The following is an 11,155-nucleotide window of genomic DNA, read 5'->3' as shown; positions in this document are numbered from 1 at the left end:
TCATCGGCAAGGCTTCGGCTTCTGCTTCGGCTTCGGCTTCGGCTTCGGCTTCGGCTTCGGCTTCGGCTTCGGCTTCGGCTTCGGCTTCGGCTTCGGCTTCGGCTTCGGCTTCGGCTTCGGCAGCAGGCTCGGGGATAGCTGGGGCCACTGGCAAACTTTGCCCGCCACTCTGACGGAAGCTGCGAATGGCCTCGATCAGTTCCAGCGGCGAATGCATGGCGGCGCGGGCCTGCAGCTGCTCCAGCAGCTGCGCCAGGGAGTCATGGCTTTGCTGCAGCAGGTTCGCCAGCGGTTGCGAGAAGCTGTAGCGGCGATCAACCAGGCCTTCGTACAAGGATTCCAGCTCATGGGCGAGATCGCCAATCGGACGGATCTCGGCCATGCGCGCACCACCCTTGAGGGTGTGCAGGTCACGTTGCAGCGAGGACAGCGCCGCTTTGTTATCCGTATCGGCCAACCAGCGCTCCAGCGCCTGACCGGCACTCTCGAGAATATCGACTGCCTCTTCGAGGAAGATCGACACCATTTCTTCGTCGAGCGATTCATACAACGAAGCAGCCGGCGGTTCGGCCAGCGGTTCGCTGAGGGCCTCGATAGGTGCAGGCAGTTCTTCAACATCCGGTGCGTCGAGCTCAAGCGGCTCAATCAGCTCATCCGGCTCGGCCAGGCTGAGCTCTTCCAGCGCAGCAGTGGCGTCGGCCAGTTCGACAATCTCGATACCGCCATCACCGTTGTTGGACAACAAGGCCAGGGTGTTAGGGTCCAGCGCTTCCATCAGCAAGTTGCGCAGGGCCGTTACGCGCTCAGGCGCCACGCTGACCTGCAGGCCAGCGGCAACCTGATCCATCATGCCGATCAGCGCTTCGTGGGCTTGCTCAGCTTCGCTGAAGAAGCGCTCGCTGACCGCCAGGCGGCCTTCTTCGACCGCGCCATAAAGATCAAGCAAGGCTTCGCAGAGCTCATCGATCTGCGGCAATTCAGCCATCTCGGCGCCACGGCCGAGGGTGGTCAGTTCGTCCAGCAGAGAACTCAGTTCCTGACGCTCGGACGGATGCTCGCGCCATTTGCGCAGCAGGTCTTCGGCATCCAGCAGAATATCCATACCTTCAGCGAGGAAGATGCTGATCATCTGCGGGTCGCGCTTCTCACCCTGATCGCTCTGCCGGCTGTTCTCAGCGTGCTCGAGGCGGTCACTGTGCAGCTTCTGCACGCGTTCAAGGAACTCGGCAGCACCCGGCAGAACTGCCAGCGGCTGGCTTTCCAGCTGTTCAAGGCCCAGACGGAAGAGTTTTTCGGCGCTGCTCAGCAGCTCCGCTTCGGCCAGGTCCATCGGGATCAAGTTGGTCTTGAATTCCTTGACCAGCTTTTCCAGCGGCGAAGCAATCTCGGCCACCGGTTGAATGCCGGCCATCGAGGCGCTGCCCTTGAGCGTGTGCAGGGCACGCTGCAGGTCGTCAGTAACCGGCTGCGGCAGCACCTGAGCACAGTCAGCCAGGAAGCCAACCAGGGTATCGAGGTGCATCTCCGCTTCGTTGCGGAAAATCTCCAGCAACTGCGGGTCTAGCCCGTCCTCGTCCTCAACAACTTCGGCGGTAGCGACTGGACTGCCCTCGGGCTCCGCTACCAGCTCAACCGGGGCTTGAGGTTTTGGGAGGCTTCGGCCTTTAGCCAAGGCATGCGCCGTCGCGGCCAGGTGGTCAACATCGTCACGCTGGCGTTGCGCTTTATTGGCGAACTCCTCGACCAGCGCCGGCATCAGCGCGACCACATCGGCGATCACCTGCTGCACTTCGGCGCCAGGTTGAATGCTGCGATCCAGCACGCGGTTGAGCAGGTTCTCAATCGACCAGCCCAGCTCACCAATAACCAGAGCGCGAACCATACGGCCACTGCCCTTGAGGGTGTGGAAGGCGCGGCGGATTTCGGTCAGGGCCTCTTTGTTGTCGGTGTCGGCGCACCACTGCGGGAAGTACTCGCCAATGGTTTCCAGTACTTCACCGACTTCTTCGATAAAGACTTCCAGCAACTCTTCATCTATCGGCTCTTCATCAGCCGGTGGCGGCAGCAGGCTTGGCGGCACATCGTGAGCCGGCGGGTTGATCGCCTGAACTGGAGCGGCCATCACATCAGCCATCGACAGCGCTTTTTCGGCAACAGCTTGCTCGGGCTCTTCGCTCAGCGGGGCACTGGGCAGCTCGACCTCAGGCAACTCGAGGGCAGCCAGTTCGGCTTCATTCCAGTTGGCCGGGCTGTCGCTTTCGTCCAGTTCAAAGCTGCCAAGTTGCAGCTCTTCACCGGCAAAGGCTTGTTCCTGAGGCATTTCAGCCAGCGGCAGAGGCTCGGCGTCGGGCAGATCGATACTGAAATCGATCAGTTCAAGATCGCCAGCTGGCGCTTCAGTAGCCCACTCAGCCTCACTGGATGGCGCTTCAATCGCTGTCGAGTCCAGATCGGCAAATTCGGCACTGAAGTCATCCGCCAGCTCCAGGCTCAACGGTTCTTCGACAATCGGCTCCGGCTCCAGGCTCGGCTCGATTTCGGCTGGCTGCTCCGGTTCGGCGCTAAGCACTTCCATATCGTCCAGCGGGTCGGCCAGTGGCGCGAAGGACTCTACGGGCGGCTCGACACGGTCGAGAATCGATGGCTTTTCTTTCAGTGGGTAGCCCAGGCTTTCCAGGCTTTCCTCGGCCACGTCGAGAATCAGGTCGCCCTGGGTCGCGTGGTCTTCAGCCAGGCGCTCGAGGTAGTACTCGACGCTGGTGATGGCGTCCGCCAGGGTGTCGAGGTTCTGCCAGTTGGGCACGGCCTTGCGTGCCAGCAGCTGCTCCTGAATATAACGATTGCAGGCATTGAGCAGGTCGGCGGCGCGCTGCAGCGGAATCATCGCCAGGCCGCCACGCACCTGTGTCAGCAAATCGGGCACGCGGGCCAGGTGTTCGTGGTTCCACTGCGAGGCGATAAATTCGATGATCGCGTCTTTCGCCTGTTCCAGGCCATTGCGCGCTTCCTTGATCACCAATTGGTGAATCTGCGCCACGTCGGTGGTCGGCAGATGGCTTTCTTCGCGGCCGCCGTCCTGCGCGGGACCGACCATACCGGCCAGGGTGGCTTCGACGTACAGCAGAGCGCCGGCAACATCCATCAGCACCGCATCGCTCGGTTCGCCCTGGCCCTTGGCCAGGCCGTTGACCACATCGAGCTGATCGACAATGACTTTGCGCGGCTGACCGAAACCCAACACCGCGAGGGTGTCGGCAATCTGCTTGAGCGGTGCGGCGAGCGCATCCAGATCAGCGACCTGGGTACGGTCGCTGCGCACGAACAGATCAAGGCTGTCCTTGACCCGCACCAGCTCTTCACAGAGAGCGGCGACCACCGAACGCATGGCGTCGCGGTCCGGACCAGCCAGGCGGGCCCGTTCTTCGTCGACAACATCGTTATCCGGCAGCGCATCGTCGAGGCGGTATTGCTCTTTGAGGTTGCGCACGCGCGGCGACTGCGCCGACGACTTGGCCACATAGAACAGCAGGTTCTTGCTCAGCTCGTCGGGGGCTGCCTGGTTAAGACCGTCGGCGCCCTGCTCGAGCAGGCGCTTGAGTTCCTTATCAACCTGACGCAACAACGTCCGAATCGAGGTGCCATTGCTCACACTGCCGTTGGCCAGACCTTCGACCACACCCGAGGCGATCTGCCACAACGGGCCGAGCGGAGAGTCCTTGCAGAGGTTTTCCAGGCGCGCGAACACCCGTGCCATATAGCCTAGGTTGGTCGGCAGGTCCTGGTTGCGGATCACCCCGACCAGGGCCATTTGCAGCATTTGCCGCAGTTTGCGCAACAACACCGGCAGTTCGGCAGTGCGCAGTTGGTCAATGGTTTCATGGGGCAGCGCTGGCGTGCGGCCGGACATATCCGGGGCAAACAGGCTGGTTTCCGAGAGCAGTTTTTCCCCGCGCGCGGCGCGCAGGTCATTGAGCAGAGGCAACACGACCATCGGCAGGTCGCGGCGAGCAGTCTGGATACGGTCGAGGTAAACCGGCAGTTGCAGAATCGACTGCATCAGCACTTCCAGGGCTTCACCCTGGTTGGTCACGCGGCCGTCGATCAAGGCGCCGGCCAGCTGTTCCATTTCTTCAGCCAGCAGCGCCGCGCCGAAAAACTCGACCATCTGCAAGGTGCCAAGCACCTGATGCACATAGGTCTGGCAGAAACGCATGCGCGTAGCGTCCTGGGGGTTCTCGACGAACGCCTCCAGCGCCTGACGCGCCTGTTTCAGGGTTTCCGCGATCTCGCCCTTAACCCATTCCAGGGCGACATAATCGTGCCGATCACCCATAGCCACTCCACTCATATACTTGGCTCTTCTGCCTTATCAAGCTGCTGAAAAACTACCTGCGTTGCCATTGCTGCGTTAAAAGCAGGCTCAAACTGCTCATTTACAGCTCGTAAACTCCGCGTTCTCGCCTGCTTTTGCCTTGCACTGGCTGCCTCGCTTACGATTTTCAACAGCCTGTTATCCCTTGCGGGTAAACGCCAGCACTCGCTCGTCGGCTACCGGGATCAACTCCGGATGCTGCCAACCTGCTACTTCGCCCACTCCCACCACCAGCAGCCCCCCGGGCACCAGGCGCTCGGCCAGGCGGTTGAGGATCTCGCGGCGACGCCAGCGACGAAAATAGATCAACAAGTTCTGACAAAAAATAACGTCCATTCCGGACATCGGTGCCTTGGCCAGTTCCAGCACATTGAGCCGGGCGCAACACACGCGCGCGGCCAGATTCGGCACCACTTTGAAACGTCCATCGTCCTGGGCCAGGAAGTAGCGCTGGCACAGATCGGCATCCAACTGTTCCAGACGGCGCGCGCCATATTGGCCATCACGCGCCTTGCTCAGGGCATTCAGGCTGATATCGGTGCCTGTTACCCCGAAATGATCCGGATATTCACTTTCACGCAGAACTTCAGCAGCACTGATGGCCAGCGAATAAGGCTCTTCGCCACTGGCGCATCCCACGCTCCACAGCTCCCATGGCTGCGTCATGCCCTGCTGTAAACGCTCGCGCAAATAGCTTTCGAGCACTTCAAAGGACGGGCGATGACGAAAGAAACGGGTTTCCTGCACAGTCAGCCGATCCAGCAGGGTCGACCATTCCACCGCACCGCGGGGACCATCGGTTACCTGCCGGTAATACGTGGCGTAATCCATTACGCCCAGCTCGCGCATCCGCGCACTCAGATTGGTTTGCAGAAACGCCCGCCGCCGCTCATTGAGAACGACTCCGGTACGCTCCTCAAGCAGCGTCTGCCAGTCACGAAACTCCGTGGCTGTCATGTCTGCCAGAGGCTGCAAGGCCCAGACGCCTGACTGCATGTCGTGCCCCTCGCTCACGGCCATAGTCCTTGTGCGACAGGCCTTTCAGCCTGCCGCGCAGCACCTGATTAAGCCTGTTCCCCACCCGGCAAGGTAAAGCCGGATACCGACTTACGCATCTCACTGGCCATCTTGGCCAGGTTACCAATGCTCTTGGCGGTGGCAGTGGTACCGGAGGAAGTTTGCGAGGTGATTTCCTGAATCACGTTCATCGTGTTGGAAATGTGGCCCGCCGACGATGCCTGCTGGCGAGCAGCGTTGGAGATGTTCTGAATCAAGGCCGCGAGGGTCTTGGATACCTTCTCAATCTCTTCCAGTGCCACCCCGGCGTCCTGTGCCAGACGAGCACCACGCACCACTTCGGAAGTCGTTTGCTCCATCGAGATAACAGCTTCGTTGGTGTCGGTCTGAATCGTCTTAACCAGTGCCTCGATCTGCTTGGTTGCAGCAGACGAACGTTCCGCGAGGCGTTGTACTTCGTCCGCTACCACGGCGAAGCCTCGACCCGCATCACCGGCCATGGAGGCCTGAATCGCGGCGTTCAGTGCGAGGATGTTGGTCTGGTCAGCAATGTCGTTAATCAGGCTAACGATGTCACCGATCTCCTGGGACGATTCACCGAGGCGTTTAATACGCTTCGAGGTGTCCTGGATCTGCTCACGGATGTTATCCATGCCGGTGATGGTGTTGTGCACCACTTCGTTGCCCTTGTTGGCGATGGCTACGGAACGTTCCGCTACCGCGGAGGACTCCGAGGCGTTCGCCGATACCTGGTCAATCGACACGGCCATTTCGTTGATCGCCGCAGAAGCACCGGCAATTTCCTGCGCCTGATGCTCGGAAGCTTCAGCCAGGTGCATCGCCGTGGCCTGGGTTTCCTGGGCCGCACCGGCTACCTGAACGGCGGTCAGGTTGATCGTTGCTACCAGGTCACGCAGCTGGTCGATGGAGTAGTTGATGGAGTCAGCGATGGCACCGGTGAAGTCTTCGGTTACCGTCGCGGCCACGGTCAAGTCACCGTCTGCGAGGTCAGCGATTTCGTCGAGCAGTCGCAGAATCGCCGCCTGGTTACGTTCGTTTTTCTCGGCGGTAGACGCCAGACGACGGTTGGTTTCCCGCACCATCACCAGGCCGATGAGGATAATCGAACCGAGCGCCAGAGCACCAAGCACGTAACCGATCAGGGTGTTGATCGCACGGCCAGTGGCCAGATCATCAAAGCCGACAGCCAGCGTGGAAGCCTTGTCCAACAGGGTCTGCGAAACGCTGAAGATCACGTTGGCCGACTCACGCACCTGGAACAGTTCCGGCGAGGTTTCGAGAATCTCGTCCACCGAACCAGATACGAATTCGAACAGTTCGGAAATTTCCGCCAGACGCTCAAGTGCCTCGGCATCGCTGACCTGGGAGATTTCCATGGCGGCGTTGCCTTCAAGCATCGCGCTCAATACGCGACCGAACAGGCTGGCGTCACGACCGAACATGTCAGCGGCCTGCACCGAATCCTGGTCACCTGCGAGTACCTTGTTTACCGAACCCAGAATACGCTCTGCCAGCAAGGATTGACGCTGAGCTACCGAGACCTGAGCCGCCGGCGCACCGCTTTCCAGCAGAATGTCGACCACTTCTTCGTACTCGACCTGCAGCTGCGGGATGGTTTCCGCCAGGGTGGCAGCTACCTGGTGCAGCGACAGTACGGTCTGTTCGTTGGCCAGGATGGCGTCGGTGTTCTGCCGCAGCGTATCCCAGTCCTGCTGCACCACAGCAATCTGTGGTTGCAGGGATTCCGGCGCTGCAGGCAGCCCGGTCTCCTCGTTACCGTCGGTCAAATAACCCCAGCGGGTCTGGAAGTCGTTACGTGCATCGCGCAGCAAGGCGAACGCTTCAGCCGTACCGGCCGCCGCTTCCGTGGAGTTTTTCGCGATACGCTGGGACAGTACGCGCAGTTCACCGGCGTGGCCGATGTATTCCGTGTCGTAGTTGGATTGGGTGTTGATGTAGGCGAAGTTGGCGAACAACAGCACGATCGAAACGATCAGGACAATAAACAGCCCCGCGATCAACGTGCTACTGCGCGCACCTGCTAACAAATTACCTGCATTTAGTTTTTTCATTTACTGGCCCCCGCCTGGACCGACCGCACTACGGTTCCCATGTAACGCCAAAAGGCCGGCAAAGCCGACCCCACCGATAAACTGTTAATACGCCACGTCGAGAAAACCCGGGTTCTGGGCCAGCGCGTGTGGGCTGAACACCAACCAGGGCTGTTCACGTTGAAATACTCCGTGGATAAAAGGTGCTATGGACGCCTCGAGCGGCGGCAGCTGCTCGGAGAAAGTGTCCACAGGAAAATGCTGCATGCCGAACACTTCATCGACCGTCAGGCCGGCAAAGACTTCCTGGTGATCAACCACCAGCACTCGGCGCTTTTTGCGCAGCGGCGAAAGCTCGCTGCCGAAGAAACCGCACAGGTCCATCACCGGCAGCAGGCGACCACGCACGTTAGCCACGCCCTTGACCCAGTTTTTCACACCAGGCAACAAGGTATGGCGCGGCTCATGTAACACCTCGCCAACTTCGCCCATGGGCGCGACGAAAAAACGCTCGCCCATGCGAAAACCGATACCACTCCAGGTCTGTACCACCGCTTGCTGCGAAGGCAAGCCAGCCGCCAGCGAACGACAGAGCCTGTCGATATCCTGAAGGGTTTGAAAAGGTGTTTGCGCGTCCGACATGCCAGCTGCGGCCTTATTCTTTTTTAATTGCGGACTGACCCGGTATTAGCCGGCCAATACCGCATTCAAGGTTTTAACCAGAGTTTCTTCATCAACCGGCTTGGTCAGGTAATCCTTCGCGCCCTGGCGCTTGCCCCAGACCTTGTCGGTTTCCTGATCCTTGGTGGTGACGATGATCACCGGGATGTGGCTGGTGTCCGCATCCTTGGTCAGCTGGCGGGTCGCCTGAAAGCCGTTGAGGCCAGGCATGACGATATCCATCAGCACCGCGTCCGGCTTTTCCTGGCGAGCCAGGGCAACGCCGTCGGCACCATTTTCCGCCTTGAGTACCTGATGGCCGTGCTTTTCCAGCATGGCGGTCAGCTTGTACATTTCAGTCGGCGAGTCATCAACAATCAGAATTCGAGCCATGGTGTTTCCCAATACTTTAAAAAGGCGCTCAGCTGTTCAGCCAGGCGTCAGGACGCTTGTTCCACCGGTACAAAGTTAGGCACATGGGCTTTGATCGCACCGAGCAGCTCTTCCTTACTGAAGGGCTTGGTCAGGTATTGATCGGAACCGACAATGCGACCCTTGGCTTTATCGAACAGACCGTCTTTGGAAGACAGCATGATCACCGGGGTGGATTTGAAAGCGCTGTTGTTCTTGATCAAGGCACAGGTCTGATAGCCATCGAGCCGCGGCATCATAATGTCGACAAAGATGATGTTCGGATGGGTATCGGCGATCTTTGCCAAAGCATCGAAGCCGTCAACTGCAGTAATCACCTCGCAGCCCACCTTTTTCAGCAGGGTTTCCGCGGTACGACGAATCGTTTTCGAATCGTCGATCACCATCACCCTCAAACCCTCGGAATGCTGTTCCATGTTTGCCCTACCATCGCCTCGGTGAGTCGTTATTTTTGCGTTATATCAGTGCGCCTGAGGCCCTGTCACCGACGGGCTACAACCCAATCGTCGGGCCTTTTTAGCACACTCTCCAGATGCAATCTATAAGCCGCACGGGGCCAAGGTTTTTCCTTGACCACCCGACTTGTCAGCGCCACCCTGACGCCACATCACGTCTTAGCACACTTTAATCGCTGCCATTTTACGGAGAACACCGCCATGAGCGTCCGCCTCGGCATTGTCATGGACCCCATCGCCCAGATCGCCTTCAAGAAGGACAGCTCGCTGGCCATGTTACTGGCCGCCCAAGCGCGCGGCTGGACCCTCTTCTATATGGAGCAGAAAGATCTTTACCAAGCCAAGGGCGAAGCGCGCGCTCGACTTTCAGAGCTTAGCGTATACAACGACCCACAGCGCTGGTTCGAACTGGGTAACGAGCAGGATATCGCGCTAAGCGAGCTGGACGTGATCCTGATGCGCAAGGACCCACCCTTCGATAACGAGTTTGTCTACTCCACCTACCTACTGGAACAAGCCGAGCAAGCAGGCGTTCTGGTGGTCAACCGCCCGCAAAGTCTGCGCGACTGTAATGAAAAGTACTTTGCCACCCAGTTCAGCCAATACACACCGCCGACCGTGGTCAGCCGTAGGGCCGACATTCTGCGCGAGTTTGCCAAAGAGCAGCGTGACATCATTCTCAAACCCCTCGATGGAATGGGCGGATCGATGATATTTCGTCACCGCGAGGGCGATCCCAACCTTTCGGTGATTCTCGAGACCCTGACCAACCACGGCCAGCAGCAGATCATGGCCCAGGGTTACCTGCCGGCGATCAAGGATGGTGACAAGCGCATCCTGATGATTGACGGTGAGCCGGTGCCTTATTGCCTGGCGCGCATTCCGGCGGCTGGCGAAACCCGCGGCAACCTCGCCGCTGGTGGTCGCGGCGAAGCCCGCCCGCTGAGCGAGCGCGACCGTGAAATCGCCGCCGCCGTCGGCCCGACGCTGCGCGAGAAAGGCCTGCTGTTCGTTGGCCTGGACGTGATCGGTGAGCACCTGACCGAGATCAACGTGACCAGCCCGACCTGCATTCGCGAGATCGACGCGGCCTTTGATACGCGCATCGGCGAACGATTGATGGACGTGATTGCCGAGAAGCTCAATGCGCGCAGTGCTTCATAGACTTTTCCATGCGCCCTCGGCAGACTGCGCGGCAACCTGAGCAGACCCGACACGCGATGAACGCAGCAGCCCAACTCCCTGAACTTTCCAGCGCCGGCGTACAGCCGGCGGACCGCCTGGGCTTTACCCTGTTCCTCGCCGCCGTGCTGCATGCTGCGCTGATCCTCGGCCTGGGTTTTACCCTGGCCGAGCCGAGCCAGATCAGCAAAACCCTGGAAATCACCCTCTCCACCTTCAAAAGCGAAGAAAAGCCTAAAGAGGCCGACTTCCTCGCCCAGGACAACCAGCAAGGCAGCGGCACCCTGGATCACAAGGCCGCGCCGAAAACCACCGAGCAAGCGCTGTTTCAGGACAGTGAGGTCAAACGCATCACCCCGCCTGCCTCGCCGCAACAGCCCGCCGTGCGCCAGGAAGCACCGAAAGCCGCCGTCGCCACCCGCACTCCGCAACAGCAGAAAACCCCAGTCAAGCGCGAAGAGGCCAAGCCCACGCCGCAAGCCCGGCCAGCGCCGGTGTTCGACAGCGCCCAGCTGTCTTCGGAAATTGCCAGCCTGGAGGCCGAACTGGCCCAGGAAGTTCAGCAATACGCCAAACGGCCGAAGATCCACCGCCTCAACGCCGCCTCGACCATGCGCGACAAAGGCGCCTGGTATAAGGATGAGTGGCGCAAGAAGGTCGAGCGGGTCGGCAACCTCAACTACCCGGATGAAGCGCGCCGCCAGGGTATCTACGGCAGCCTGCGCCTGCTGGTGTCGATCAACCGTGACGGCACCCTGTACGAAGTGCAAGTACTGGAATCCTCCGGCCAGCGCACGCTCGACCAAGCCGCCCTGCGCATCGTGCGCCTGGCCGCGCCGTTCGCGCCGTTTACCGGCGACCTGGCCGATGTCGACCGCCTGGAAATCATCCGCACCTGGCGCTTCGAGCGCGGCGACCGCCTGTCGAGCAACTGATCAGGCAGAATTTTACCGGCCGCAACAAGC

8 protein-coding genes are annotated in these 11,155 nt (G+C 60.0%); 2 read left to right on the top strand and 6 right to left on the bottom strand.

Annotated elements, in window-relative coordinates:
- The 6 genes from Q8O69_RS01370 to pilG form a co-directional block, all read right to left on the bottom strand.
- Positions 1-4,333 (bottom strand): Hpt domain-containing protein (locus Q8O69_RS01370; protein ID WP_305589121.1); only part of this gene is annotated, 4,333 nt, incomplete at its 3' end.
- A gap of 177 nt (positions 4,334-4,510) precedes the next feature.
- On the bottom strand, positions 4,511-5,368 hold the full coding sequence (locus Q8O69_RS01365) for a protein-glutamate O-methyltransferase (protein ID WP_305589120.1): 858 nt from the start codon (positions 5,366-5,368) through the stop codon (positions 4,511-4,513).
- A gap of 68 nt (positions 5,369-5,436) precedes the next feature.
- Entirely contained in the window at positions 5,437-7,482 is a 2,046-nt protein-coding gene (locus tag Q8O69_RS01360) for a methyl-accepting chemotaxis protein (RefSeq protein ID WP_275960400.1), read from the bottom strand.
- An 84-nt stretch (positions 7,483-7,566) separates the two neighbouring features.
- Positions 7,567-8,103 (bottom strand): chemotaxis protein CheW, encoded by a 537-nt coding sequence (locus Q8O69_RS01355; RefSeq protein ID WP_160012894.1) that lies wholly within the window; start codon positions 8,101-8,103, stop codon positions 7,567-7,569.
- A 45-nt stretch (positions 8,104-8,148) separates the two neighbouring features.
- Complete coding sequence (gene pilH / locus Q8O69_RS01350; RefSeq protein WP_108485952.1) at positions 8,149-8,514, bottom strand: twitching motility response regulator PilH; 366 nt, start codon at positions 8,512-8,514, stop codon at positions 8,149-8,151.
- A 47-nt stretch (positions 8,515-8,561) separates the two neighbouring features.
- On the bottom strand, positions 8,562-8,969 hold the full coding sequence (gene pilG, locus Q8O69_RS01345) for a twitching motility response regulator PilG (RefSeq protein ID WP_275960399.1): 408 nt from the start codon (positions 8,967-8,969) through the stop codon (positions 8,562-8,564).
- A 240-nt stretch (positions 8,970-9,209) separates the two neighbouring features.
- On the opposite strand from pilG, the gene gshB reads away from it, so the two are divergent.
- Both gshB and Q8O69_RS01335 read left to right on the top strand, forming a co-directional pair.
- Positions 9,210-10,172, top strand: coding sequence for a glutathione synthase (gene gshB, locus Q8O69_RS01340; RefSeq protein ID WP_305589105.1), 963 nt, complete (start codon positions 9,210-9,212; stop codon positions 10,170-10,172).
- 56 nt (positions 10,173-10,228) lie between these two features.
- A complete protein-coding gene (locus tag Q8O69_RS01335) occupies positions 10,229-11,125 on the top strand; it encodes an energy transducer TonB (protein WP_305589104.1) in 897 nt (298 codons plus the stop codon).
- Positions 11,126-11,155: the final 30 nt, after the last annotated feature.

The organism is Pseudomonas sp., from assembly GCF_030690725.1.
GTDB lineage: Bacteria > Pseudomonadota > Gammaproteobacteria > Pseudomonadales > Pseudomonadaceae > Aquipseudomonas.
The sequence above is the reverse complement of the archived record's forward strand: the minus strand, read 5'-3'. Positions and strand labels throughout refer to the sequence as shown.

Excerpts from the sequence above, each read along its gene's own strand:
- Q8O69_RS01360 (WP_275960400.1), bottom strand. The coding sequence starts at position 7,482 with ATGAAAAAACTAAATGCAGGTAATTTGTTAGCAGGTGCGCGCAGTAGC.
- Q8O69_RS01355 (WP_160012894.1), bottom strand. The coding sequence starts at position 8,103 with ATGTCGGACGCGCAAACACCTTTTCAAACCCTTCAGGATATCGACAGG.
- Q8O69_RS01335 (WP_305589104.1), top strand. The coding sequence starts at position 10,229 with ATGAACGCAGCAGCCCAACTCCCTGAACTTTCCAGCGCCGGCGTACAG.
- Q8O69_RS01365 (WP_305589120.1), bottom strand. The coding sequence starts at position 5,368 with ATGCAGTCAGGCGTCTGGGCCTTGCAGCCTCTGGCAGACATGACAGCC.
- pilH (WP_108485952.1), bottom strand. The coding sequence starts at position 8,514 with ATGGCTCGAATTCTGATTGTTGATGACTCGCCGACTGAAATGTACAAG.
- gshB (WP_305589105.1), top strand. The coding sequence starts at position 9,210 with ATGAGCGTCCGCCTCGGCATTGTCATGGACCCCATCGCCCAGATCGCC.
- pilG (WP_275960399.1), bottom strand. The coding sequence starts at position 8,969 with ATGGAACAGCATTCCGAGGGTTTGAGGGTGATGGTGATCGACGATTCG.